The 23,884-nt window shown below is 67.1% G+C and carries 23 protein-coding genes; 12 read left to right on the top strand and 11 right to left on the bottom strand.

Going from position 1 to position 23,884, the window contains the following annotated elements; translation table 11 throughout:
* Nucleotides 1-23 precede the first annotated feature (23 nt).
* From MUN73_RS18290 to MUN73_RS18280, 3 genes are all read left to right on the top strand, one after another.
* A complete protein-coding gene (locus MUN73_RS18290; protein WP_250141948.1) occupies nt 24-1,622 on the top strand; it encodes an amidohydrolase in 1,599 nt (532 codons plus the stop codon).
* 72 nt (nt 1,623-1,694) lie between these two features.
* A complete protein-coding gene (locus MUN73_RS18285; RefSeq protein ID WP_250141947.1) occupies nt 1,695-2,006 on the top strand; it encodes a DUF7091 family protein in 312 nt (103 codons plus the stop codon).
* A gap of 238 nt (nt 2,007-2,244) precedes the next feature.
* Nucleotides 2,245-2,667 carry a DUF8059 family membrane protein gene (locus MUN73_RS18280; RefSeq protein ID WP_250141946.1) on the top strand — a complete coding sequence of 141 codons (423 nt, stop codon included), beginning with the start codon at nt 2,245-2,247 and terminating at the stop codon, nt 2,665-2,667.
* Here MUN73_RS18280 and MUN73_RS18275 read toward each other — a convergent pair whose 3' ends face one another.
* Genes MUN73_RS18275 through MUN73_RS18260 form a run of 4 tightly spaced genes read right to left on the bottom strand, consistent with a single transcriptional unit; the run spans nt 2,668 to nt 5,684 of the window.
* Nucleotides 2,668-2,898 carry a CbaC protein gene (locus MUN73_RS18275; protein WP_250141945.1) on the bottom strand — a complete coding sequence of 77 codons (231 nt, stop codon included), beginning with the start codon at nt 2,896-2,898 and terminating at the stop codon, nt 2,668-2,670. It abuts the gene before it with no gap.
* Nucleotides 2,898-4,685, bottom strand: coding sequence for a b(o/a)3-type cytochrome-c oxidase subunit 1 (locus tag MUN73_RS18270; protein WP_250141944.1), 1,788 nt, complete (start codon nt 4,683-4,685; stop codon nt 2,898-2,900). The genes MUN73_RS18275 and MUN73_RS18270 overlap by 1 nt, the downstream gene beginning before the upstream one ends.
* On the bottom strand, nt 4,678-5,481 hold the full coding sequence (locus MUN73_RS18265; RefSeq protein WP_250141943.1) for a cupredoxin domain-containing protein: 804 nt from the start codon (nt 5,479-5,481) through the stop codon (nt 4,678-4,680). Before MUN73_RS18265 ends, MUN73_RS18270 begins: the two co-directional genes overlap by 8 nt.
* Nucleotides 5,478-5,684 carry a signal peptidase complex subunit 2 gene (locus tag MUN73_RS18260; RefSeq protein ID WP_250141942.1) on the bottom strand — a complete coding sequence of 69 codons (207 nt, stop codon included), beginning with the start codon at nt 5,682-5,684 and terminating at the stop codon, nt 5,478-5,480. Before MUN73_RS18260 ends, MUN73_RS18265 begins: the two co-directional genes overlap by 4 nt.
* Nucleotides 5,685-5,783: 99 nt before the next feature.
* On the opposite strand from MUN73_RS18260, the gene MUN73_RS18255 reads away from it, so the two are divergent.
* The 3 genes from MUN73_RS18255 to MUN73_RS18245 are packed head-to-tail and all read left to right on the top strand — an operon-like array spanning nt 5,784 to nt 9,389.
* The gene (locus MUN73_RS18255) at nt 5,784-5,990 is read left to right on the top strand and encodes a DUF8131 family protein (RefSeq protein WP_250141941.1); all 207 of its coding nucleotides are present in this window, start codon (nt 5,784-5,786) and stop codon (nt 5,988-5,990) included.
* A gap of 6 nt (nt 5,991-5,996) precedes the next feature.
* Nucleotides 5,997-6,845 (top strand): sulfite exporter TauE/SafE family protein, encoded by an 849-nt coding sequence (locus tag MUN73_RS18250; RefSeq protein WP_250141940.1) that lies wholly within the window; start codon nt 5,997-5,999, stop codon nt 6,843-6,845.
* Between the two features lie 15 nt (nt 6,846-6,860).
* Complete coding sequence (locus MUN73_RS18245; protein ID WP_250141939.1) at nt 6,861-9,389, top strand: heavy metal translocating P-type ATPase; 2,529 nt, start codon at nt 6,861-6,863, stop codon at nt 9,387-9,389.
* 34 nt (nt 9,390-9,423) lie between these two features.
* Here MUN73_RS18245 and MUN73_RS18240 read toward each other — a convergent pair whose 3' ends face one another.
* On the bottom strand, nt 9,424-9,657 hold the full coding sequence (locus MUN73_RS18240) for a CDGSH iron-sulfur domain-containing protein (protein ID WP_250141938.1): 234 nt from the start codon (nt 9,655-9,657) through the stop codon (nt 9,424-9,426).
* Between the two features lie 139 nt (nt 9,658-9,796).
* On the opposite strand from MUN73_RS18240, the gene MUN73_RS18235 reads away from it, so the two are divergent.
* From MUN73_RS18235 to MUN73_RS18225, 3 genes are all read left to right on the top strand, one after another.
* On the top strand, nt 9,797-10,090 hold the full coding sequence (locus MUN73_RS18235; protein ID WP_250141937.1) for a DUF7521 family protein: 294 nt from the start codon (nt 9,797-9,799) through the stop codon (nt 10,088-10,090).
* A 101-nt stretch (nt 10,091-10,191) separates the two neighbouring features.
* Entirely contained in the window at nt 10,192-13,869 is a 3,678-nt protein-coding gene (locus tag MUN73_RS18230) for an Eco57I restriction-modification methylase domain-containing protein (protein WP_250141936.1), read from the top strand.
* A gap of 80 nt (nt 13,870-13,949) precedes the next feature.
* Nucleotides 13,950-14,189 (top strand): PRC-barrel domain containing protein, encoded by a 240-nt coding sequence (locus tag MUN73_RS18225; protein ID WP_250141935.1) that lies wholly within the window; start codon nt 13,950-13,952, stop codon nt 14,187-14,189.
* Nucleotides 14,190-14,233: 44 nt separating this feature from the next.
* On the opposite strand, the gene MUN73_RS18220 is transcribed toward MUN73_RS18225, so the two are convergent.
* Complete coding sequence (locus tag MUN73_RS18220; RefSeq protein ID WP_250141934.1) at nt 14,234-14,944, bottom strand: class I SAM-dependent methyltransferase; 711 nt, start codon at nt 14,942-14,944, stop codon at nt 14,234-14,236.
* Nucleotides 14,945-15,177: 233 nt separating this feature from the next.
* Between MUN73_RS18220 and MUN73_RS18215 the strand changes: the two genes are divergently transcribed.
* Nucleotides 15,178-15,684: a hypothetical protein gene (locus tag MUN73_RS18215; RefSeq protein ID WP_250141933.1), complete on the top strand. Its 507-nt coding sequence runs from the start codon at nt 15,178-15,180 to the stop codon at nt 15,682-15,684.
* A 62-nt stretch (nt 15,685-15,746) separates the two neighbouring features.
* On the opposite strand, the gene MUN73_RS18210 is transcribed toward MUN73_RS18215, so the two are convergent.
* Nucleotides 15,747-16,415, bottom strand: a complete 669-nt coding sequence (locus MUN73_RS18210) for a helix-turn-helix domain-containing protein (RefSeq protein ID WP_250141932.1) — start codon at nt 16,413-16,415, stop codon at nt 15,747-15,749.
* A gap of 139 nt (nt 16,416-16,554) precedes the next feature.
* Between MUN73_RS18210 and MUN73_RS18205 the strand changes: the two genes are divergently transcribed.
* Complete coding sequence (locus tag MUN73_RS18205) at nt 16,555-17,952, top strand: cytochrome P450 (protein WP_250141931.1); 1,398 nt, start codon at nt 16,555-16,557, stop codon at nt 17,950-17,952.
* A gap of 46 nt (nt 17,953-17,998) precedes the next feature.
* On the opposite strand, the gene MUN73_RS18200 is transcribed toward MUN73_RS18205, so the two are convergent.
* The 4 genes from MUN73_RS18200 to MUN73_RS18185 form a co-directional block, all read right to left on the bottom strand.
* A complete protein-coding gene (locus tag MUN73_RS18200; RefSeq protein WP_250141930.1) occupies nt 17,999-18,691 on the bottom strand; it encodes a LiaF transmembrane domain-containing protein in 693 nt (230 codons plus the stop codon).
* A 99-nt stretch (nt 18,692-18,790) separates the two neighbouring features.
* Nucleotides 18,791-20,029, bottom strand: a complete 1,239-nt coding sequence (locus tag MUN73_RS18195) for a trans-sulfuration enzyme family protein (protein ID WP_250141929.1) — start codon at nt 20,027-20,029, stop codon at nt 18,791-18,793.
* Nucleotides 20,030-20,390: 361 nt separating this feature from the next.
* Nucleotides 20,391-20,996: an OsmC family protein gene (locus MUN73_RS18190; protein ID WP_250141928.1), complete on the bottom strand. Its 606-nt coding sequence runs from the start codon at nt 20,994-20,996 to the stop codon at nt 20,391-20,393.
* Between the two features lie 211 nt (nt 20,997-21,207).
* Nucleotides 21,208-22,029, bottom strand: a complete 822-nt coding sequence (locus MUN73_RS18185) for a helix-turn-helix transcriptional regulator (protein WP_250141927.1) — start codon at nt 22,027-22,029, stop codon at nt 21,208-21,210.
* 811 nt (nt 22,030-22,840) lie between these two features.
* Between MUN73_RS18185 and MUN73_RS18180 the strand changes: the two genes are divergently transcribed.
* The gene (locus MUN73_RS18180) at nt 22,841-23,710 is read left to right on the top strand and encodes a CPBP family intramembrane glutamic endopeptidase (protein WP_250141926.1); all 870 of its coding nucleotides are present in this window, start codon (nt 22,841-22,843) and stop codon (nt 23,708-23,710) included.
* The last annotated feature ends 174 nt before the right edge of the window (nt 23,711-23,884 follow it).

Below are 23,884 nucleotides of genomic sequence, written 5' to 3'. Positions count from 1 at the left end.
TCCTCGCCCGCGCGCACTCTCGCATGACCGCGGCTGCGGATCTCCTGCTGACGAACGCGGAGCTACACACCCTGACGGAGCCCGATCGGACCCACGAGGCCGTCGCGATCCGGGACGGCGAGATCGTCCGCGTGGGCGACACGTACGAGATCGCGTTCCTCGAGGGGGTCGAGACCGATCGGATCGACTGCGAGGGGCGGGTCGTCCTGCCGGGCTTCATCGACGCCCACACCCACCTCGAGCAACTGGGCCAGCACCTCGTGCACGCGGACCTCTCGGCCGCCGAGAGCCGCGCCGAGAGCCTCGACCTGCTGGCCGAACAGGCGGCGAGCGACCCCGATCGCGAGTGGGTCCTCGGGTTCGGCTACGACGAGAGCGAGTGGGGCGAGTCCCGAACTCTCACCCACAATGACCTCGATCGGGTGAGCGAGGAGCGCCCGGTCGTCGCCATGCGGGTCGACCTGCACACCGCCTCGCTGAACTCGATCGCACTGGAACGGCTCCGGGACGAGATGCCCGCCGCCGACCTCCGGACCGCGGACGGCGAACCGACCGGCGTCGCCGTCGAAGACGCCGCCGAAGTGGTCCGGCGCGAGATTACGGCCGATCGATCCGAGATGCGCGAGGTGCTCGCGGCCGCGGCGGGTCACGCCGTCGCCCTGGGCGTCACCGGCGTCCACGACAAGGTCCGGGGCTCGATGGCCCCGCGCGTGTATCGGGAACTGGCCGCCGCGGGCGATCTACCCCTGCGCGTTCGGATCGACTACTGGAGCGATCATCTCGAGGCCCTCGCGGAGGTCGGACTGGCGACCGACGCCGAGGGTGGCACTGCGGACGCGCGCGTCCAGACGGGCGCGATCAAGTCCTTCTCCGACGGGAGCATCGGGAGCGAGACGGCGAAGCTGAGCGCACCCTACGTCGGGGCCGACGGGGAGGACGACAGCGACGGGACCGCGACGGGCGACGGCGACGCGGACGGCAACCGCGGCCAGTGGGTCGTCGATCCCGAGGCCCTCGCGTCGCTCGTCGATCGGGCCGACGGCAACGACTTCCAGCTCTCCGTGCACGCGATCGGCGACGAGGCGATCGAGGAGACGCTGTCGGCGCTCGCGGAGACGGACGATCCCGCCGGGAGCCGCCACCGGATCGAGCACGCGGAACTGGCGACCGACGACCAGTTCGAGCGGATGGCCGAGACCGGCATCGTGGCCTCGATGCAGCCGAACTTCCACCGCTGGGCTCAGGAGGGCGGCCTCTACGACCAGCGCCTCGGCGTCGAGCGGCGGAAACGGACGAACCGGTTCCGGCGCGCGCTGGACTACGACGTCCCGCTCGCGTTCGGGTCGGACTGCATGCCGCTCGATCCCCTGCTCGGGATCCACCACGCGGTGAACGCGCCCGTCGACGCCCAGCGACTGTCGGTTACCGAGGCGCTCCGGGCCTACACGCGTGGCGCGGCCTACGCCGGCTTCGACGAGGACCGCCTGGGGACGGTCGAGGCCGGGAAACGGGCCGACCTGGTCGTCCTCGAGGCGTCGCCGTGGAACCAGACCGATCAGATCGACGCGATCGACGTGGCGCTGACGCTGGTCGACGGCGACGTCGTCTACGACGACCGGTGACCCGATCGAGCCGTCGCTCGACTCGCGGCGTCGGCGACGGGACTATGTGATCGGCGACCCAACACGATCCCAATGGCGGATCGTCGCCGACTCGAGCGGTTCCTGCGATCGAAACTCCGGGAGGCGGGCGAGCAGTACGAGGAGCTACGCACGTCGACCGACGCGCAACTCGACGAGGCCCGCGAGGCCTACCGGGTGGCGAGAAACGCCCGCGAGTTGCCGTCGGACGAGGAGGGGCGGACGAAGATCGTCTGCCGGCGCTACGCCGAACGGCGGGCGGCAATGCTGGACGACGAGTACCGACCGGCCTGTTACGAGGCGGGCCACCCCGACTGCGAGGGGTGTGCGGAAGACGTCCGGGAGGGCCGGATCGAGACCTGGTGAGACGTCACCAGCGATTCGATGAAACCGACGCGTTCCTGCTGGTTTTCTGTCCGCGAGGGACCGATTGCGTGGTCTCACGGAACTCGGAGACCTCGCGAGGCGCCGGTCGGGGACGTCCCCGAAGTTCGTCACGAGGGATTCACCGACGGAACCGAGCGCTCGGAAGAGCCGCAACGATCGGTTGAGTCCGACATCCGGCCCGAAAATCTAAATAAAGTGAATTATCATTTGATCCTATATGTCACGGATCCTCAAGACGTCCGGATTCCTCGGACTGACCGTTATGATGGTCGTCGGACTGTACCAGAACTACCTCATCGCGGCCGGCGGGACGGTCCCGCAGTGGCTGATCGGCGGGCACGCACACCTCGGCGTCCTCTCGATCCTGGCGATCGCCCTCGGGGTCGTGCTCCCCACGTTCGGAATGGGAGCGTCGATCGAGCGGATCGTGACGTGGGCGTTCGTCGTGGGCCAGTGGGCGCTCCCGCTGACCGTGTGGCTCGCCGCCGGGTTCGAACTCGAGTTCCTCCACCCGACCGCGTTCCTCTGGGGACTCCTGCTGGTGCTGGCGATGGCGATTATGTCGTGGCAGTCGGCGGTCCAGCCAGCAGAAGGGACCGGCGAGCGGGGCGGATCCGGCGCGTCGCTCGCGGACGACTGATCAGTCGCCGTTCGTGAGGTCGCGAGCGGGCGAGTCGTCCTCGGCGCCACCGTTCTCGTCTTCGGGCAGGAACGCCCAGACGAGGATCGCGGTCACGATGACGAGGCCGACCAGGGCCGTCTGGCCCACGCTCAGTTCGATATTGACCCAGGCGAGCACCGTCCGGAGCTCGACCAGGAGCGGGGCGAGCAGTGCGAGCACGACGAGGAGTCCGCCCTTCGAGATGCGCACTATCGGATCACCCCGGCGAGGGTCGAGTGTGCGAGATCACCTGCCGATGCGATCGCGGCCGTGGCCGCGTGTTCGATCGCCGCCGCGAACAGCGTCACCGACTCGACGCTGGCCGGGAACGGATTGATGTCGGGACCGAACAGCCCACCGCGCTCGATGATGCTCAGCAGCGGGAACGAGTACGCGAAGATCACGAGCACGATCGCGATCGCGGTCCAGAGTTTGAGGTTGTCGAGCACCTGCGGCGAGTCCTCGGGGCCGGAGAGCGTGCCGGCGTACTCGTTCGCCGGGAGGTCGTCGCTCCGGCCGTTGAGCGCCGTGCCGATCACGTTCGCGAAGAACAGCACGAGCGAGAGGAACAGCAGGGTTCCGCCGAGCGCGATCTGGGCGTCGAGTTCGCCGATGCTCCCGACGGCGGCGTCGAACGTGACGCCCTCGTACTGGGGTTCGGCGGTCCGGCGCGGCACGCTGAGCAGGCCGGCCCGGTGCATCGCGTTGGACATGAACGTCATCCCGAGGAACCAGATCACGACCTGTGCGAGGGCAACCGATCGGTTCCACAGTTCCTTCCCGGTCACCTGCGGGAGGAACCAGTACGTGACGGCCATGAACGTCAGCGCGACCGCGGTGCCGACGGTGAGGTGGAAGTGGCCGACGACCCAGAACGTGTTGTGGATGAGGTAGTTGATGTTCATCCCGGCGTTGATCATCCCGGAGAAGCCGGCAGCGGCGAACATGAGGCCAGCCAGCGCCATTCCGGTGAAGACGGGATCGCGCCACGGGAGCGCTTTCAGCCAGCCGAGATAGCCCTCGCCGCCGCGCTGGCGGGCACCGTGTTCCATACTGGCGACGACGGTGAACGCCGTCAGCAGGCTCGGCAGGAGGAGGAACATCGTGTTCGTCATCGCGATGAACTTGAACCCTTCAGCGATCCCCGGGTCGAGGTACTGGTGGTGGATGCCCGTCGGTACCGACAGCACCAGGAACAGCACGAACACGACGCGGGCCAGCGGGTCGCTGAACAGCTTGCCGCCCGAGAACTTCGGCAGCATGATGTACCACATCATGTACGCCGGCATCAGCCAGAAGTAGACGACCGGGTGGCCGAAGAACCAGAACAGCGTCCGCGTCAGCAGCGGGTTGACGGTCTCGATCAGGCCGAGCGACCACGGGAGCAGGAACAGCAGGATCGCCGCGGCGACGCCCAGCGTGGCGAGATACCACATGATCATCGTCGTCAGCACCATGAACGTCGGCAGCGGGATCCGCTCGTCGGGGTTCTCCTGTTTCCAGGCCCACCACGAGCGGAACCAGTCGACGCCTGCGAGCCACGACCCGACGACGAACAGCACGAGGCCGAGGTAGAAGATCGGGTGGCCCTGCAACGGCGCGTAGAACGTGAACAGGACCGACGCGCTCATGTCGATCGCGTCGGTGAAGCCGGCCAGGATCGCAACCCCGGACAGCGTTATCCCGATCGCCATCAGCGAGTACCAGCCCCAGGTAAATCGGAGATCTTCGAGGCCCCGATCGAGGCTGGTCGTCACCGCCCAGGTGAAGATCCCGACGAGGAAGAAGATCGTAAACGAGATCACGAGGAAGACGCCGTGGGCCGTGAGGACGGTGTAGTAGTCCGCCGAGTCGATAAACCGGAAGACGTCGGTCCGATGGAGCGTCTGGATGAGACCGAACAGCCCCCCGAGTGCCAGCGCGAGGAACGAACTGTAGAACGTCGCCCTGATTATCTTCGCTTCCGCTGGGAAGTCGTCGATGTACGCGTTACTCATCGCCGTCACCTCCGTCACCGTTCTCGGCGTCCGGGTCGACCACGGTCAGGGTCCCGGTCTCCTCGTAGTCGTCGACGGTGACCGTCCAGTCGTGGTCGCCCTCGCCGAGATCGGCAGTATCGACCGTGAACGTCACCGTCTCGCTGTCGTCGCCGCCGACCGTCACGTCCTCCTCGAACGTCTCGTTGCCGATCTCGAGCGCGACCGTCGTCTCGAGGTCCTCGAGTTGCCCGTTCTCGACCGTGACCTCGAACTCGGTTTCGTTGCCGGGTTCGACCTCGTCGGGAGCCTCGACCGACAGTTCGGTCATGTCGAACTCGTCCTCGGGGACGACGACGATCTGGCCCTCCATGTTGTGGTGACCGGAGCCGCAGTACTCGTTGCAGACGATCCCGTACTCTCCGGCCTCGTCGAACTCGGCCGTCATCGTCGACACCTCGCCGGGAATGACCATCGTGTTGACGTTCGTCCCGACGACGCTGAAGCCGTGGATCACGTCCGGACTCGTCACGTAGAACGTCACCTCGCTTCCGGCCGGGATCTCGATCGGGTCGGGCTGGAAGATGAACGTCCGGGCGACGACGTACGCCTCGTACTCGTTCTCGCCGACCTGCTCGACGCGCGGTTCGCTGAAGCGCTCGTCCTCGCTGAGTTCGCTCGGCTCGATCGTCTCCTCGCTGTCGTCGATCATCGCGATGCCGAGCCCGACCGAGCCGTAGGTGATCGTCGCGATGAACCCGACGATCAGGAGCAGCGCTGCGACCAGCCAGATTTTCTCGTACGTGTGTATGTTCATAGTACCCCCATCACCGTCCCGACGACCGTCGGATCGTTTCCGAGGAATTCGACGAAGTACATGAAGAACCACAGGGCGACCAGGATCAGGAAGTACAGCCCGATCAGAACGAGCGTCCCGACCGGATCGTACTCGTCGTGGCCGATCTCCCGCGTCTCTTCCGGAGTTCGTACTCCGTCTCTCTCTTCCGTTACCTGACTCATATGCCCGTATTGGGAAAGTCACTCCTTAATCAATGGATTAATTCCCAGCCCGTAGGAACGGGGGTTATTATTATACACTGGCTCTGGTAACGACCCGGTATGGTACTCGAGGATCTCACCCCGCGGACCGCACTCGTCGTCGGCTTGCTGGCGCTCTTGCCGGTCACGTGGTACGGGCTCGGGAGCTCCCTCTCGGCGGGCGTCGTCTCCGGAATCAACGTCCTCATCATCGTCACCGCCCTCTACGTCGCGTTCAGACCCGTCCCCGACGCCCACCACGGTCACGAACCGACCGACGCGTCGTAATCCCACATGACCGGGTACGAGGCGATCGTTTTCGAGACGCTCGTTGCGACGCACGATCACGCGACGACGGGAACCGCCGAACACGCCGACCTGCTGGTGTTCCTGCTCGTCGGCCTCCTCGCAGGGGCGCACTGTCTGGGCATGTGCGGGCCGCTCGTGACGACCTACGCCGATCGGATGGGCAAAGCCAAGCCCGACGGCGGCCGGACCGGGAGAACGCACGAGGACACGCTGACGCTGTTCGAGGTCCGTCAGCACGGCCTCTTCAACATCGGCCGGGCGGCGAGTTACGCGGCCCTGGGCGGGCTGTTCGGCCTGCTCGGCGGGCTGGCGTTTACATCCGCCGACACCGTCGCGGCCGTCGGCGACACCGTCCGGGGGACGATGGGCATCCTCGTCGGGGTCGCGATCATCGCCAGCGGCCTCTACTACCTGCGGGGCCAGGCCGGCGTCCCGCACGGTCTGCCCGTCGTCGGCACCGTCTTCGGGTGGCTCTCGGGCCTGCTCGCGAGCCGGGTCGATCGACTCGCCGGGTCGCCCGGTATCGTCGGCCTCGGCGCGGTCCACGGCCTGTTGCCGTGTCCGATCATCTACCCCGCGTACCTCTACGCGTTCGCGCTCGGCGATCCGCTCCGGGGGGCGCTCTCGCTGGCCGTCCTCGGGATCGGCACGATCCCGACGCTGTTCCTGTACGGCACGGTCCTGACCTCGATCGGGACGGCAAACCGGGTTCGGCTCCACCGGGGACTCGGCGCGGCCTTCCTCCTGCTGGGCTACCTCCCGCTCCAGCACGGACTGATGCTGTACGGCATCCACCTCCCGCACCCGCCAGTGCCGTTCTACCAGCCGCTGTAACCCCGTTCCCACCCGATGAGCTACTCGAACGATCGACTCGACGGTGACGCACTCGCCGACGGAACCGATGCGCAGAGTGGCGACGCCGCCGCCGACTCCGAGGCGGCCGCCGACGAGTGTACCCTCTGTTCGTTCCCGACGCCGGCCGACCCCTACACCGCGCCGGATGTCGACGGCGCGTTCTGCTGTCGGGGCTGTCTCGAGGTCCAGCGCACGCTCGGCGCGGTCGACGACGTCTCGGCCGACGCCGTCCGCGATCGGGTCGACGACGAGTCGCCCGACCTGGACGACCTCGAGGGGGAAGACGCCTTCCTCGCCGTCGACGGCATGCACTGTGCGACCTGCGAGGCGTTTCTCGAGACCCGGGCGACGAACGCCGAGGGCGTCCAGGGTGCGGCGGCGAGTTACGCCACGGACACGGTTCGGGTGACGTACGACCCGGACGAGATCGACCCCGCGGACCTCCCTGACGTCGTCTCCGGCTACGGCTACGACGCCCACGATCGGACTGAAAGCCGCGACGAAGAGCCTCGCGACGCCGCGCTCGTGAAGTTCCTCGTGGGCGGCGGGATGTTCGGGATGATGGTGATGATCTGGTACGCGCTCTTCCTGTACCCGACCTACTTCGGCTACGAGCCGATCGCCGACTTCGGGAGCTACGACGGCTACTACGTTGCGGCGAACATCTGGCTCATGACGTCGTTCGTCCTCTTCTACACCGGCTACCCGATCCTCCGGGGCGCGTACGTGAGCCTCCGGGCCGGCATGCCGAACATGGACCTGCTGATCGCCGTCGCCGCCGTCGGCTCCTACGCCTATAGCACGCTCGCGATGGGCCTCGGCCGGACGGACCTGTACTTCGACGTCAGCGTCGCGATCATCCTCGCGGTCACCGCCGGCAACTACTACGAGGATCGCATCAAGCGAAAGGCGACGGGACTTCTCTCTGACCTGACCGAACAGCAGGTCGACGAGGCGCGCCTGGCGAACGGCGAGACCGTCCCGCGCTCGGAGATCGACCCCGGCGATCGGCTCCTCGTCCGGCCCGGCGAACGGATCCCGCTCGACGGCGAACTCGTCGAGGGGACGGCGGCGATCGACGAATCGCTCGTCACCGGCGAGTCACTGCCCGTCGAGAAGGAACCCGGCGACGCGGTCAGGGGTGGAACCGTCGTCACCGACGCCCCGGTCGTCGTCCGAGTCGGCGAGGACGCCGAGAGCACGCTCGATCACCTCGTCTCCCTGCTGTGGTCGATCCAGAGCGCCCGCCCCGGCGTCCAGCGGCTCGCGGACAAACTCGCGACGATCTTCGTCCCGCTCGTGCTCGCCATCGCGACGGGCGTGGCCGTATTCTTGCTCGCCACCGGGTCGGCGCCCTCGACCGCGCTGCTCGTCGGCCTCACCGTCGTCATTGTCTCCTGTCCGTGCGCGCTCGGACTCGCGACCCCGCTCGCGATCGCCTCAGGCGTCCAGTCGGCCGCGAAGCGCCGGATCGTCGTCGCCGCGGAGTCGATCTTCGAGGACGCCACCGACGTCGACGTCGTCGTCCTCGACAAGACGGGCACGCTCACGACCGGGTCGATGACCGTCGCGGACGTCCGCATCGACCCCGACGCGGGCGTCGATCGCGACACCCTTCTCGCCCGCGCCGGGGCGGTCGAGGCCCTCTCCGAGCACCCGATCGGGGCCGCGATCGCCGAGGCGGCCGGAACGGCGGCGGAGGGGGACGACGAGGACGAGAGCGGCGACGGAGCCGTAGACGGCAACGAAGCCGTCGCCGATCGGCCGGCGAGCGCGGCCGTCGACACGTTCGAGCGCGACAGCCGCGGGGTCAGCGCGATCGTCGAAGACGGGACCGGGGCCAGCGAGGGAGACCGCGTCGTCGTCGGCCATCCCGACTACCTCCGGGAGCGGGGCCACGTCGTCCCGGAATCGCTCGACCCCGCGATCGAACGCGCGCGATCGAGCGGCGACGTGCCGGTCGTCGTCGGCTGGGACGGGCGCGCCCGCGGCGTGATCGTCGTCGGCGACGCACCCCGCGAGGCGTGGCGCGAGGCCGTCGAGACGCTCTCGGCGGGCCGGGAGATCGTCGTCCTCACGGGCGACGAGGGCGCGGCGGCCGATCGGTTCCGGGACGTCGACGCGGTCGACGAGGTCTTCGCCGGCGTTCCACCGGAAGCGAAGGCGGAGACGGTCCGGCGACTCCGCTCGAGGGGAACCGTCGCGATGGTCGGCGACGGGAGCAACGACGCGCCCGCGCTCGCGGCGGCGGACGTCGGCATCGCGATGGGAAGCGGGACGAAACTCGCGACCGAGGCCGCGGACGCGGTAATCGTCGGCGACGACCTCGGGGCCGTCGCGGAGACGTTCTCGATCGCGGCCGGCACGCACCGCCGGATTCGACAGAACCTCGCGTGGGCGTTCGCCTACAACGCGATCGCGATTCCGCTGGCGATCACGGGCCTGCTGAACCCGCTGTTCGCCGCCGTCGCGATGGCGGGCAGCAGCGTGATCGTCGTGGTGAACTCCTCGCGATCGATCTGACGGGGACGATCGGGATCGGCTCCCGGGACCGTCGTTATTCGGACTCGTCGTCGGTGACGACGCGATCGACCACCCGCCGCTCCCCGTTCTCGTAGACGTACGTTTCGTCGGCGTCCTCGTCGGCCGTCCGCCGGTGGCTGCCGTCACAGAACGGGAACGAATCGGAGAGTCCGCACTGGCAGACCGCGACGTCGCCCTTCTCGTCGTCGAGATCCTCGGGGGAGAGTTTTCGCGGCCCGGTCGCGTCGAGTTCGACCAGTCGGGTCATGGCGTGTGGTCGGGCCCGCGAGACCGAAAAGCTTCGCCAGGCCGCGACTACTGGCGCAAGATTTGGGCCGGGTTCCGGAGTCAGCCGTCGAAACGGCAAACTACTTGACCCCGGTCTCTCATCTCGAACGTACGAAGAGATGAGCCTGCACGGCAGCGAACTGACGATGGCGGTCGCCCTCGCGGTCGTCAAGACGCTCGTGTTGCTCGTCGGCGGCGCCATCACGTTCTTCGCGTACAAGGCCTACCGCCGGACGGGACAGCAGGCGCTCGGGTTTCTCGCTGCCGGATTCGGGCTCGTCACCCTGGGGTTCGTCCTCGCCGGCGTGGTGTACGAACTGCTGAACATCTCGCTGTACCTCGGGATCCTGTTCGAGAGTCTCCTGATGCTCGCCGGCTTCCTGGTGATCGCGTACTCGCTGTACGTGAGTTGACGGGGTTCTCGCCGTCCCGAACCCCTCGCGCCGATCGATCCGTCCGACCTCGGCCGACGGGGACAAACGATTAGGGAACGTGGCGTCGGAGAGAGCGTCGCATGGGTTCCGACGGGCGAGACATCCCTGACGCGCTGCCGTCGCGGCTCGACACGACGCCGGCGAGCGGTGATCGAGGGAGGGCAGCCGCCGACTCGGACCGGGACGGGGCCGCGTACGGGGACGGGCTCCTCGAGGCTGCCGGCTACCTCACAGAGCCGTGCGAACGGGAGACGACGTACGCCGCGGGCCACAGCGTCAGGTACACCGCGAGCGTCGACGGCCCAGTTCGTCTCGGCTACTTCGAGGCCCCGCTGACCGCACTCCCGCGGGAGACGCCCGCCCGTATCGCGCGGGGCGTGGCTCGCCGAACGCGGCTCCAGTACTGCTGGTTTTTCGACCCGGCGACCGATCGCGTCCGGGTGATTCGGACCGCCGGGCGTCCCGCCCAGTTCGAGTACGATCCGGCGGCCGACCCGCCGTCCCGACGGGACCGACTCGACCGCGCCGCGGAGGACGTCGCCGCGCTGTTCGATCGAAGCGACGTCGTCGATCGAGTCGCCGGCGATCTCCACGTGGAACGAACACGACTCGCGCGGGCGCTGACGATCGACGACGCCACGGAACGGGAACGGCGGCTCGCGGCCCAGCGCCTGCTCGATCGACTGCTGTACTGTTACGTTCTCGTGGCTGGCGGCGTCGTCGTGCCGGTCGACGACGACGGCGCTCCCGCCCCGGAGGGACCGGGCCCGGTCCTGCGAACGATCGTCCGCGAGCGCGACGACGTCCCGGCGGCCCTGCGGGCGATCGTCGAGACGCTTCACGCCCCCGATCGGGAGCACCTGCAGGTAACCGAGTCGTGTCGGCTCCGCGTGCCGTTTCTCGGCCGCGACGACGGCCGATCGGCGGGCCGTGGACCCGGCGCCGGCGAGTCGACCGTCCGCGTCGACGGCTTCGACTGGGACGGCCTGCTCGATCGCCTCGAACCCTACGACTGGCGACTGAGCGACGGCCCCTGGGCCGCCGGCCACGTGTCCCTCCCCGAACCCGATCGGCCCGTAACGGGGACGGTCACGCCCGCGGTGCTCGGCGACTGCGGCGAGCGATTCGCCGGCCGGGGTCGCGACGCCGATCGGCCGAACGAGTCCGACGCGGCCCGCGCGGGAACCCAAACCGATGGAACCGACGAACTGGGCGCGTACTACACCGACGATCGGATCGCCGACTTCGTGGCGCGACGCGCCTGCTGGGGGGCGCTCCGGGTGGCGATCGACGAGGACCTCGCGGCGGGGACGGCACCGGAGACCCTCGAGTCGACGCCGCTGTACCGGCCGACGCACGATCGGCGGCCGGAGATCGAGGCCGCACAGCGGGACGGGTTCGACGCCCTCTACGAGGTCCACGGGGACGACGAGGACGTCCTCGCCTACGTGGACGCGAGGCTCCGCGACCTGACGGTCTGTGATCCGGCCGTCGGTAGCGGCTCGTTCGTCCTCGCCGCCGCGAACGTCCTCTTCGAGTGGCGATCGATGTGTCGCCCGGCCGCTGACGCGGCCACGCTCCGGCGCGAGATCGTCGCCGACACCGTCTTCGGCGTCGACCTGCGCGGCGACGTCGCGGCCCGCTGCAGGCGCCGACTCCGGTGCTGGGTGCTCGCCGCGACGCCGCTCGCGGACCGATCGACGCCTCCGCCGCTGTCGACGCGCGAGATCGGGATTCGATCCGGGAACAGCCTGCTCGGGATCACCGATCCCGGGGCCGTCACTGAACCGGTGCCCGACGGAGACACCGAAACGGCGCCCGACGGGGAGGGGCCGAGTCGCCGGACGCTGGCGGAGCGATACGACGCAGTGCGGGCCGAACTGGACGAACGGTACGCAGAGTCCCGGCGCGACCCGGAGACGGGATCGCCGCTGCGGTTCGAGGATCACGTCGACACCGCCCGTGCGGCATGGGATAGTCTCCGGACCGGGACGGCCGCCACGACGACCCTCTGCGTCGAGGTCCCCGCGGGGATTCCGGGCGACCTCGACGCGGCCCTGAACGCGGTCGGGTTCACGACCTACACGTACCGGGCGCGTCTCGAACGGCCGTTCGCGGAGCCGGAACTCGAACCGGACGACATCGTCGACCTGTTCGCCCTCCTGGACGATCGGGTCGGCGATCGGGACGCGTGGTCGATCGTCGTCGAACGCGAGTACGCGGGCGTGGATTTCGCCCCGGACGGGCTCGACGCCTGCCACTGGCCCCTGGAGTTCCCCGCGGTCTTCGAGTCCAGCGGTTTCGACGTCGTCGTCTCCAATCCGCCGTACGGTGCCGAACTCGAGCCCGAAGCCGAGCCGCTGGTGAAGCACAGCGGAGCCTACGCGTGCCAGGGGGCGAGCGACACGTGCGAGTGGTTCGTCGAACGGATGCTCGAACTCGCGGGCGAGAACGGGACCGTCGCGGCCGTCGTCCCCAAGAGCCTCGCGTTCTACGGGTCCTGGAGCGACGTCCGCGAACGGCTCCTCGCGGAGACGACGCTCGAGCACGTCCTCGACGTCGGACTCGGGTTCGCCGGCGTGACCCTCGAGACGATCGCGCTCGTCGCGACTCGTGCCGACGGCGACGTCGCGGAGCGCGATCGCGCCGATCGCGGGCGATCGATCGGGCCGACGATCCACCGGAGCCGTGATCCTCGTCAGCCGACGGCGAACGAGCCGATCTCCCTCGGCCGGGTCCCGCGGCGGTACGTGACGGAGACGGGGACGATCGTCTTCCGGCCGATCACCGACGACCAGCGCGCGGTGCTCGATCGAATCCTCGCCGCCGATCGACGACTTGGCGAGGTGATGACGAGCGAGGAAACGACGCGCCAGCTATACGTCCCGGACGACGAAAAGGCGACCCTGGAGACGGGTTCCGACCCCTACGTCGAGAAGGTCCCGTGGGTCGGGCCGTACCACCTGCAGAGGCTGCGATACGCGGACCTGAGCGAGTACGCGGACGCGATCGAGCGCTACGCCGTCCCGCGGGTGATGCTGAAGGTACTGCGGGGGTCGCGCCTCCGGGCGTGGCTCGACCCGATCGGCGCGCTCGTGGGGACGGAAAAGCTGGTGAACGTCCCGCTGACCGATCGAGAGGGGCGCGAGATCGCGTTCGTCTACGCCGCCTGTAATCACCCGCTCGCATCGTTCTGCCTCCAGAAGACGATCTTCTCGGAGACGACCGAGACCGCCAGGGTGCTCGACGGCCAGTACTCGTGCCCGATCCCGATCCCCGATCCCGGCCGCGAGACCGAGGCCGCGGTCGCCCGCCTCGCCTGGGCGCTGACGCTCGCGCGGCAACTGGCGGTCGATCGGGAGCGTGGCGCGATCGACGCGACCGCCGGTGGAGCCGCACAGCGCTTCGAGGCCGTTCCCGTCGACGGAGACGATCGGGACCAGGCTCTCGACGACGTGGCCGACGACCTCGAACGGGCGCTGGAGGCGCTCGTCGCCGCGTGTTACCTCGATCGCGAGGACCTCCGCGATCGCTGGACGAGCGCCCTCGATCGGCGCGGACCCGACACGTCGATGGTCGAGACGCTGTTCGACGCCTTCTACGTCGAACGGTACGCGAAGCGGAAGGGACGCCTCGACGATCGCTGGCCCGCGATCCGGGACGTGCTCGGAGAGACCGTGGCCGTCACCGACGACTGGGCCGTCGACCGGATCGACGAGAGCCACGAACTGGCCGTCGTCAGGGACGTCCTCGAGTGAGCGCGGGGCGATCGGGTGTCCGATCGGCCCCTGCAGTAGCCGGCGGCGGCTATTACTCGATGGGGCGGCAAGACGTCCCTGTGAGCGCAAACATCACAGCCGACGACGAGGGGAAACGAGTCGTCAACGCACAGGGAGACGAAATCGGCGTCGTCCACGAGGTCGAACGCGGAACGGCCCACGTCAAACCCGACCCGGGGATGACGGACACGATCAAGTCCAAACTCGGCTGGGGCGAGGCCGACCAGGAGACATACGCACTCGATACCGACAGCGTCGATCGGATCACGGACGACGAGATACGACTCGGCCGACTCTGAACGGCCGGGCCCGGCCATCGGTCGGGACCGTGACGACGCGCGCCCTACCCTTCTATGACGTGCGCCCGGACGGCGTCGAGCAGCGAGTCGCGCGACGGCCGGGCCTCGACGAGCGTGACGATCCCGAGCGCCCGGTTGCGGACCTCTCGAACCGGCAGATCGGCCGCCACGAGTAGTTCCAGCGGGTCCTGATTCCATCGACACCCCGCCTGCGCGTAGTGAGCGTCGGCCCGCCAGTCCTGGAACCGCGCGATCGGGCCGACGTCGCTCCGCCCGTGTTCGAACAGGAGGATTCGCCCGCCGGGCCGGCAGACCCGGTCCATCTCCTCGAGTGCGGCCACGGGGTCGGGAAACGTACAGGTCGACAGCGACGAGATGACGGTGTCGAAACTGTCGTCGTCGAACGCGAGGTCCTGCGCGTCCATCTCCCGGAGCGTCCCGTCGATCGCGAGTCGATCGAGTCGGTCCCGTGCTTTCCCGAGCATCTCCGGGCTGACGTCGATCCCGACGAGATCGACCGTCTGCGGCAGGTACTCGAAGTTCGGTCCCGTGCCGCAGGCGACGTCGAGGACGCGTCCCTCCGCCCCCTGGAATAGTTCGCGGCGGTACCGACCGGTGAGCCGCCGTTCGAGCCAGTCGAACCGGGCGGCCCAGTCGGCACACTCCGCGTACGAGTCGCGGATCTCCTCGATCGACATCGGACGGCGCGCCGCCGGGCCGCTGTCGCGTGCCGCCGTGCGGGAGTCGGTCGCCATCGTCGTCACCTCCGATCCCCGTAGCGCTGATCGTGGGCGGACGGTACGCGATTCCGACGAACGATCCTGTGACGTCGGTCGACGGAACGGTGATAGCCGAACATCACGACCAATAGTACCAGATAGCACGCCTTAGTGGTAGCTCCTCGCTCCTCCGGCACCGAACGACGGTCCCCATCTCCTGCTGGATCGAACAGCCACGCTCTTGTGTCACTCCCCTGTATCGATCGGTAATGCTCCGTCGAATTCGCGAGCGGGGGCCGGTCCTCCTCGTACCGCTCGCCTGGGTCGTCGTCACCGGCGCGCACCTGGACCTCGTCGGCGACGATGCGATCTTCGTCGCTCACCTGGTGATGGCCGTCTTCATCGCGGGCTTCGTCGTCACCGGCTGGTCGGCGATGACCACGGGGGCACTGGCCGGCTGGCGGGCCGTCATGGTCGTCGGGTTCGGAGTCACGCTGACCGGGATCGTCGGCTTTCTCGAATCCGCCGAACCGGCGCTCGCCGTCAGTCTCGTCGGGTGGATGCTCCTCCCGGCCGCCGGGCTGGCGTACACCGCTCGCGAACTCCCCGCCGCACGGGTGCGCTACGCCGGGGCCGCGCTGTCGTCGACGCTCGGTGCCGGGTGTTACCTCGCCTGGTGGCTGGCCGGCGTCGGCGACCCGATCGCCCTGGCGGGATTCGCGCTCGTCGGACTCGGACAGACCGCCGGCATCGTGGACGCCGCGGCCCGTAGCTAACCGGGGGATAGACGAGGACTCGCGACACACCGCCGCCGCTCGGCCGCCACAGTACCGCCGACCTATCGCTCCGGGGCTGACCGACCCGTGCCCCGATCCCGGCCGATCGCGCCGCCGTACCGATCGAGCACGCGGGTGAACAGTTCCCGCTCGGCCCGCCGGAGCAGGACCGAAGCGGTGCTCTCGGCGCAGTCGAGCGCGTCGGCGACGTCGGCGAGCGACGCCTCCCGCGGCACCGCGTAGTAGCCGATCGCGAGCGCCGTCTCGACCGCGTCGAGTTGCCGCTCGGTGAGGGCACCCGCGATCGTGCCCCCGCGGCGATCGTAGGTGCCGATCTCGTTGATCGTCACGTCGATCGCGTCGGGGAGGTCGGCGAGGACGGCCTGGATGTCACCGCCGTCGCCGACGATCGTCAGCCCCAGCGCGGCGTCGGCGTCGTACCGGATCGGCGGGACGACGATCAGGTGCCGATCCTCGAACGCGGCCCGCCACGCCTGGATCTCGGGTCGGCTCTCCTCGCAGACCCAGACGTGGAGCGCGTCGTCGTCGATCGGCGCGAGTTCGTACTCGACGATCGAGTCGACGCGATCGATCGCCGCCCGATACCGATCGCGGTCTCCCGCCAGTTCGACGTAGTACAGCGCGTACTCTACGTTCGATCCGGTGCGAACGTCCCAGGCACGCAGTTCCTCGTACCGGACGACGTTCTCGTCCCGGACGAACCGCTGCATCGGGTGTAGCATCCGGTCCGGTTGACGTAAGCGCGCGTCGAGGTACTTCACACTGCTGTCACGTTAGATCCGCGGTTCATAAAAACTAGCTAGGAACTTCGACAGAATCCCGATTCGGACGGGGCCGCAACTCCCCGGTATGGTAGCACGCCATTCGGCCGACGATCGCCACGCCGAGTCCGCGGACGGCGAACCCGCGATCGACGACGCACCCCTGCCGCCGGGCCCGGACGGCTATCCGATCGTTGGGAACACGATTCCGGTGGTCCGCGATCCGTTCGACTTCTACGAGACGATCGCGGAGTACGGCGACGTCGTCCGCTACGAGGTCGCCGGCCGATCGTTCACCGCACTACTCACACCCGAACACGTCGAGCGCGTCCTCGTCGAGGAACCGTGGCGGTTCGAGCGGTGGGAGTTCGCGGACGTCGGACTGGACTTCGCGCCGGAGGGACTCCTCTCCAGCGATCGCGAGCAGTGGCAGGGGCAGCGCCAACTCATGCAGCCGATGTTCACGACGGACCGGATTCGATCGTACGCCGACGCGATGGCCGGCTACGCCGATCGGGTCGCCGACGAGTGGTCCGACGGGCAGACGCTCGCGCTCGACGAGGCGTTCTCGGAACTCACGCTGGCGATCCTCTCGAAGACGCTATTCGACCTGGAACTCGATCCGACGGCGGCCGACGGAGCGATCCCCCGCGCGGCGAGGGCGATCAACGAGCGCACCGGGCCGGAGCGAAACCTCACGATGTTCGTCCCCGACTGGGTGCCGACGCCCGGCAATCGTCGGTACAACCGGGCGATGCGCGACGTCGACGCGGTGCTCGGCGAACTGATCGAACGGCGTCGATCGAGCGATCGAGACGCCGACGACCTGCTGTCGCTCCTGCTCACGGCGACGGGGCCGGACGGGTACGAACTCTCGGAGGCGGAGATCCGCGACAACCTGCTGACGTTCATGTTCGCGGGCCACGAGACGACGGCGCTCGGACTCACTTACACGATCATGCTCCTCGCCACGCACGACGACGTCGCGGCCGACCTGCGCGCCGAACTGGACGACGTGCTGGACGGCGAGACGCCGGGGATCGAGCACGTGTCGCAACTGGAACGCACGGAGCGAGTGATCAGGGAGGCGCTACGCCTGTACCCGCCCGTATTCATCCTCTTCCGGCGGGCCACTGAGGACGCCGTTTTCGACGGCTACCGCGTTCCCGAGGGGACCATCCTGACGTTCCCGCAATTTCACGTCCACACCGACGATCGGTTCTACGACGACCCCGAGGCATTCAGGCCCGATCGGTGGACCGACGAGCGCGCGGCCGATCGGCCGGAGTACGCCTACTTCCCGTTCGGCGGCGGCCCGCGCCACTGTATCGGGATGCGCTTTGCCACGCTCGAACTGCAACTCGTCGTCGCGACGCTCGCACGGCGGTTCGAGTTCGAACTCCTGAGCGATTCCGATCCGGAATTCGCGGCCGGGGCGACGTTACGACCCGCCGAGCCGGTTCGCGTCCGGGTTCACGAACGATAGGTCGGTGGATCGTCCCCGGTCCCACCGCGGAGCGAGATCGGCTGTCTCAGTCCGTCACGGTGACGCCGCCGAAGGCGGCGAAGCCGGTCACGACGAGATCGATCCCATCGTGGTGGTCCTCGCGTCGCGGCCGGTCGTCGGAGGCACCGCCCAGCACGGGCAGGACGTCCAGCTGGACGTTCCACTCCCGGGGAACGACGACGTCGACCCCGCCGAACATGGCGACGGCGTTGACCCGTGCCGGGCGCTCCGCGAGGTCGGCGTCGCGGAGGTCGAGTTCGGTGCCACCAAACACGGCGGTGAGATCGGCCCCGGTGAACGCCGACGAGGTGTTGCGCTTTTCGACGCCGCCGAACGCGGCGAACGCGGACGTGAAGGCGTCGTCGGTGGCGCGGACGCGCGATCGGAACTGGCCTAGGACGATCGAGAGTCCGAACGCGATCACGAGGACCGGCCAGAAGACGACGACCTGGTCGACGGTCGCGTAATCAATCGCGACCAGCTGCCACGCTCCGGCGACCGCGATCAGGACGACCGGGCCGACGAGGTTCCGGAACCGGCTCTGGACGAGCGCCCAGACGCCGACGAGGACGAACAGTGACGGGACGTACAGCAGGGCGTTTCGCGTCGGCGAAATGCCGGTCGTCTCGAGCAGGAGCAATACGCCGACCAGGATGACGATCGCTCCGAGGAGGAACTGACTGGTCGGAAGACGGCGTTCGGTCGTTGACGTGGCCATACTGACAGGTACGTCGAGAACGAGCATATAGTCGCACTCTCGTTCCCCGCGACCGAGAATTCGCTCTCGCTGTCAGGAATTCGCGCCGGATCGACGGGCTTAATCGTCGTCCGCGACCGCCGCCGAACGTTGCTCGATCGCGTCGAACCCGCGTTCGAGGTCGGCGAGCAGATCGGCGGTTCCCTCGACGCCGGCGGAGACGCGAACCAGCGTATCGGTGATCCCCAGTTCCTCGCGTTCCGCCTTCGGGAGCGGTTCGTGGGTCATCCCGGCCGGGAGTTCGATCAGGCTCTCGACGCCGCCGACCGACACCGCGAGGGTGAACTCCTCGAGCGCCTCCAGGAACGCCGCGGCGTCGTCGATGTCCCCCTCGAGTTCGAACGAGAGAATCCCGCCGAAGCCGTCCATCTGCTCGCGGGCGAGGTCGTGCTGTGGGTGGCTCTCGAGACCGGGGTAGTAGACGTCCGAGACCTTCTCGTGGCCCTCGAGGAACTCCGCGATCGCCGTGGCGTTGCGTTCGTGCTGGCGCATCCGCATGTGGAGTGTCTTCAGCCCGCGGAGCACGAGGTAGCTGTCGAACGGCGCGAGCATATCGCCGACGCCGACCTGCTGGAGGAACTGCAACTCGTCGGCGAGCGCGTCGTCGCTGGTGACGACCGCCCCGCCGACCGAGTCCGAGTGACCGTTGAGGTACTTCGTCGTGCTGTGGGCGACGACGTCCGCGCCCAGTTCGAGCGGGCGCTGGAAGTACGAACTCGCGAACGTGTTGTCGACGCCGAACGTCGCGTCCGCGCGATCGGCGATTTCGGCGATCGCCGCGACGTCACAGAGGTCGAGTCGGGGGTTCGTCGGCGTCTCCATCCAGACGAACGCCGTCTCGTCGGTGACCGCCCGTTCGACCGCCGCGGTGTCGGTCGCGTCCACGAACGTCACGTCGACGTCCAGACGCGCCGCGAAGACGTCCTCGAGCATCCGCCGCGTGCCGGCGTAGAGGTCGTCGAAGGCAACGAGGTGATCGCCGGGTTCGACGACCGAGAGAATCGCCGTAAAGATCGCCGCGGTCCCCGACGAGAACGCCATCGCGTACTCGCCGCCCTCGAGCGCGGCCAGTCGCGTCTCGAGGGCGTGCCGGGTCGGGTTCGAGAGCCGCGAGTAGACGAACTCCCCCGCGTCGGGATCGACGTCTTCGAGGCTCATCTCGGTGTCGAGTCCCGGGAGCGCGAAGGTCGAGGCGAGATGGAGCGGCGAGACGGCGTCGCCCGCCTCGCTTCCGGTTCGGAACGGTTCCTCGCCGGCGGTGACGGCGAGCGTCTCGAACGTCCGATCGTCTGCGTCCATGATAGAACGACGCCGACGAACCCGAATAATGTTTTCTATATTACAGTAATATTAGCCGGCGCCTAATATAACCTGCAACTATTGCGACCTCAGGCCGGACCCGGGGCGGACTGGTGCTCCCCGATCCGGTGTCGTCGATCGTCGACGACCACGATACGTGAGTTTCCAGCCCCCACGCGTTGATGTACGACCAGATCGGTTTCTCTGTACGGCTGGCAAATCGTGAGTCGCCACCGTAGCCAGAACCCATGGGTGTCGCGAGTGAACGGTTCCGGAGGCGAAGAGAGTGCCGAGGACTCATCAGCAAACGGACAGAATATCCGACCGGGATTACCGGTCGGATTCGTGAGAGGAGGACCGGCTAGTCGTCGCCCGCCACCTGGGCGGGGGTATTGATCGTCAACTGGACGTCCTGCGCGAGGGAGACGAGCGTGTAGACGGGCGCTCGTCGTGCCCACTCGTCGGCCAGATCGTCGTCGAGTCCCGCGCCGTCGATCTCGATGTCGGCGGTCAGATTCTCGAAAACAGAATCGGCCTCCTTGAGTTCCGCCAGGCTAAAGAGCACGGCCGGATCGAAGTCGGTCCGAACGCGTGTCTGGAGTCGCTCGATATCGACGCCGTTTGCGACGGCATTGATACTGATACCGACGTTGATGCAGGCGGCCAGCGCGGAGAGTGCGGCTTCGATCGGCTCTATCCGATCGGTCGCACCCACCCAGCCGCCGGCCTCCAGCACCTCCTGCCAGCCGCCGTACGGAAGGGTGTACTCGCGCGTCTCGCGAGCGATCGTTTCGTCACCGAGTTCGTAGCTATCGATTTTCGCCAGGCTGTGGGCGCACGTCCCCTCGTAGGTCGCGGTCGCCCCGAGACCGAGTTGGACTTCTTCGGGATTGTCGGCCGCGTGTTCGGCGAACGCGTCGAATGTTTCGGGGTCGATACCGTGTGTGAGTTGCTTGTGGTCAGTCATCTTCGTGTCGCCTCCCGCCAGGACAGTACGGCGTCGAGGGTCGAGTAGCTAATTCGTGCCATTGTGGCAGACGGTACCGGTCGTGCACTCGCTGCAACGGAACCACCAGTTGCGATCCGGGACGCTTGTGACGGACGCCACCGCTGGTCGTTAGACTCCAGCGAATGGATGAGAACAGGGACCCGAAGACAGACTCCCGTCGCCAAAATCGTCACTCTACGATGCGGTGGGGTTCGAGTGGCTGGGCATCGGATCGGTAGGACGTATAGACCGATTCCGCCCACTCGCGAACCGCCGGTGCGTCGGTATCGATCACCGCCCGGACCGTCCCGCTGTCTTGCTCGTAACAGCTGATGGCGACTCGGTCATCGAGAAGGCCGATTCCGTACGGGGGTAGTTCGTCGTGCTCCAGAACCGTGAAATTGTCCTGCTTCAGCATCTCCGAACTACGGTCCGGGTACGTCGATAAAAAGTACGTATGACAGCTCGGCCGATCGATCAGCGTGATACCGACTCCGTCGTCGATCAGCTGAGAAAGAACGTCCAGACAGGGATCCATCAGGGCGACCTCGGGTCGAAGCGATCGAAACTCGTTCGTCTCCCGGAGAAGCGACTCGAAGCGGTCCACCGGCCGATACGGGAAATCGGGCTCGGCGACAGTGACGGTCATATCCGCCCACGTCTCGATCGGAAATTCGCTGACCTCGGCCGGGAGCCAGTGCCAGACGTCACGCAACTTCCGCTCGGTTTCGACCCGTTCGATCACGTCCTCCATCCCGGACGCGATCGTCTCTCCTAGCCGCGTCGCAACGTACTGGTACCCCTCCTTTCGGATCCAGGAACGGGCTTCGAATTCGCCCAACGTCCGTCGCATCGTGGACGACGAAACCCCGGTCAGTTCACAGAGTTCGGAGCGACTCCGGGGACGGGTAGTCAGCGCGACGAGCGTCGGGACGCGATGTTCGGACCGCGCGAGGTACGCGATGTCGTCTATCGGTTCGTCGGTGCGTGGTATCACGCCATCGTATGCCATGTTAGTAGTACACACACCAGCGCAATAACCGTTTGTTCACTCAAAACCGACCCTTGGTGTCAGAGCTAATACCAGAATACGGATTCACTAGAATCCCCGTATTGTACGAGAGAACGGTGTTCACGTCGTAGGTCGTCGCCTGTGTCACCCGCAACCACGGACGACGGTGTGGCCATCCACTGTGACGAACTCCCGAGTCGCTGCCAGGGACGCGTGCCGACTAGCGATCGCGTTCGGGAGAACGGAAGATTGATCCTGCCCTGATCCTGCACCCGTGCTATTCGCATCAAACCAATTCTCGGTTTCGACAGGACTGGTAGCATCGGAGGTGACGAAGCTATATCGGCGGTCCTGTCGCTCTGTACAACGATCGTTCCCGTCGCGAAGGTAGCGTACGGATTCGGTGAAGGATACGAATCGAAAGGCCACGAGGGCAAAGACATGTGCGGTAGTGGCTGGCGTATATCTCGGGTCCCTGTTTGGAGGGGTGTCGGGATCATCGGATCGACACGAGCAGTCGGGAAGGGTGAGTATCGAACGTCCGTTGCCAACACGAAACGGGCGACGAATACCGAGACGATTACAGATCGTCCTGTGAATCGTGAAATTTGCTTATTTACTCACGCGGCCTACGCGTACTACCAGCAGGGCAGTCAAGAATAATGACCCGGAGAAGAACGACAGAACCTGTCCTCCGAAGGACGTTTCAGGAGAAAGGCACATCACGAAGCGTACTGACAGGTGAGGGATCGACGGTCAGAGACGCGGTGGCTGACCGACGATGTACCCTGCCGAACGGGGATACCACAGTATGACCGAGACGGCACAGCTATCGATCGGCAACACAGCCCTCGCTGTCGGAAATCCGTGGGTGTTCTTTGCCGTGACGTTCGCCATAACGTGGTTCTTCTGGCTCTCGGCCATCGCCCTCGGGGTGAGTTTTACCAGCGCCGCAGGACTCGTGTTGTTACTGGCGGGACTCGTCGGCCCCGGGATTGCCGGCATCGGGTTCGTGTACCTCGTCTACGATGAACGAGGACGAACGGATTTCTGGGATCGTATCAAACAGGTCCGCCGGATCGGCGTCCGATGGGGTCTGGTAATTCTTCTGGTCCCCCTGGCCGTGACGATCGTCGCTGCAGTAGTAGATACGTTACTGGGTGGGCCAGGCGCAACGTGGGGCGAAGGGGTACGGGAATTTGACGCCAATCCACTTGCGATCCTCCCGGCACTATTCTTTGCAACGCTCCCACCGCTCCTCGAAGAATTGGGGTGGCGAGGGTATGCACTGGACCGACTCCAGCTGACCTGGTCCGCGCTGGGGGCCAGCCTGATTCTCGGGGTCGTCTGGTCGGTCTGGCACCTCCCGCTGTTTTTCATCGACGGGACGTATCAGCACGATACAGTCGGGTTCGGCACGCCAGGATTCTGGCTGTTCACGATTGGCATCGTTCCACTCTCGGTCGCCTTCACGTGGGTGTACAACCACACCTCGCGCAGCACCCTCGGCATCATCCTGTTGCACGGGTGGGTCAATTTCGTCTCCGAAACGATCGAGGTTACAGACGCCGTCTACTACCTCCAGTGGGCGCTGCTCGCAGTGCTAATTACCGCAATCTGGGGCGCGAAGACCCTGACGAAGGCAGAGGACGTGCCACGACCACCGCCTGCCCGCCGGTAGGTCCATCGTGATCGCGTTCGCTACCGCCCATGTATTGGCCATTCGGCCAGTGTGGCCAGTATCGGGTGACTGCCAACCGAACCACCAGTGACGCCTCCCGGGCGAACCGCAGGAACCGTACCGCAAAAACTCCCTCCTCGCACATTCTCTCGGTCCTCGCACATCCTGTGCCAG

This window comes from Halosolutus amylolyticus (assembly GCF_023566055.1).
Taxonomy (GTDB): domain Archaea; phylum Halobacteriota; class Halobacteria; order Halobacteriales; family Natrialbaceae; genus Halosolutus; species Halosolutus amylolyticus.
This window is presented reverse-complemented; position numbering and strand designations above follow the sequence as displayed.

What these genes read in the sequence shown, in the direction of transcription:
- MUN73_RS18235 (WP_250141937.1), top strand. Translation starts at nt 9,797, where the DNA reads ATGAGCCTGCACGGCAGCGAACTGACGATGGCGGTCGCCCTCGCGGTC.
- MUN73_RS18285 (WP_250141947.1), top strand. Translation starts at nt 1,695, where the DNA reads ATGGCGGATCGTCGCCGACTCGAGCGGTTCCTGCGATCGAAACTCCGG.
- MUN73_RS18180 (WP_250141926.1), top strand. Translation starts at nt 22,841, where the DNA reads ATGACCGAGACGGCACAGCTATCGATCGGCAACACAGCCCTCGCTGTC.
- MUN73_RS18230 (WP_250141936.1), top strand. Translation starts at nt 10,192, where the DNA reads ATGGGTTCCGACGGGCGAGACATCCCTGACGCGCTGCCGTCGCGGCTC.
- MUN73_RS18255 (WP_250141941.1), top strand. Translation starts at nt 5,784, where the DNA reads ATGGTACTCGAGGATCTCACCCCGCGGACCGCACTCGTCGTCGGCTTG.
- MUN73_RS18200 (WP_250141930.1), bottom strand. Translation starts at nt 18,691, where the DNA reads ATGGCCACGTCAACGACCGAACGCCGTCTTCCGACCAGTCAGTTCCTC.
- MUN73_RS18195 (WP_250141929.1), bottom strand. Translation starts at nt 20,029, where the DNA reads ATGGACGCAGACGATCGGACGTTCGAGACGCTCGCCGTCACCGCCGGC.
- MUN73_RS18185 (WP_250141927.1), bottom strand. Translation starts at nt 22,029, where the DNA reads ATGGCATACGATGGCGTGATACCACGCACCGACGAACCGATAGACGAC.
- MUN73_RS18220 (WP_250141934.1), bottom strand. Translation starts at nt 14,944, where the DNA reads ATGGCGACCGACTCCCGCACGGCGGCACGCGACAGCGGCCCGGCGGCG.
- MUN73_RS18190 (WP_250141928.1), bottom strand. Translation starts at nt 20,996, where the DNA reads ATGACTGACCACAAGCAACTCACACACGGTATCGACCCCGAAACATTC.
- MUN73_RS18205 (WP_250141931.1), top strand. Translation starts at nt 16,555, where the DNA reads ATGGTAGCACGCCATTCGGCCGACGATCGCCACGCCGAGTCCGCGGAC.
- MUN73_RS18265 (WP_250141943.1), bottom strand. Translation starts at nt 5,481, where the DNA reads ATGAACATACACACGTACGAGAAAATCTGGCTGGTCGCAGCGCTGCTC.
- MUN73_RS18245 (WP_250141939.1), top strand. Translation starts at nt 6,861, where the DNA reads ATGAGCTACTCGAACGATCGACTCGACGGTGACGCACTCGCCGACGGA.
- MUN73_RS18290 (WP_250141948.1), top strand. Translation starts at nt 24, where the DNA reads ATGACCGCGGCTGCGGATCTCCTGCTGACGAACGCGGAGCTACACACC.
- MUN73_RS18215 (WP_250141933.1), top strand. Translation starts at nt 15,178, where the DNA reads ATGCTCCGTCGAATTCGCGAGCGGGGGCCGGTCCTCCTCGTACCGCTC.
- MUN73_RS18240 (WP_250141938.1), bottom strand. Translation starts at nt 9,657, where the DNA reads ATGACCCGACTGGTCGAACTCGACGCGACCGGGCCGCGAAAACTCTCC.
- MUN73_RS18270 (WP_250141944.1), bottom strand. Translation starts at nt 4,685, where the DNA reads ATGAGTAACGCGTACATCGACGACTTCCCAGCGGAAGCGAAGATAATC.
- MUN73_RS18260 (WP_250141942.1), bottom strand. Translation starts at nt 5,684, where the DNA reads ATGAGTCAGGTAACGGAAGAGAGAGACGGAGTACGAACTCCGGAAGAG.
- MUN73_RS18250 (WP_250141940.1), top strand. Translation starts at nt 5,997, where the DNA reads ATGACCGGGTACGAGGCGATCGTTTTCGAGACGCTCGTTGCGACGCAC.
- MUN73_RS18280 (WP_250141946.1), top strand. Translation starts at nt 2,245, where the DNA reads ATGTCACGGATCCTCAAGACGTCCGGATTCCTCGGACTGACCGTTATG.
- MUN73_RS18210 (WP_250141932.1), bottom strand. Translation starts at nt 16,415, where the DNA reads ATGCAGCGGTTCGTCCGGGACGAGAACGTCGTCCGGTACGAGGAACTG.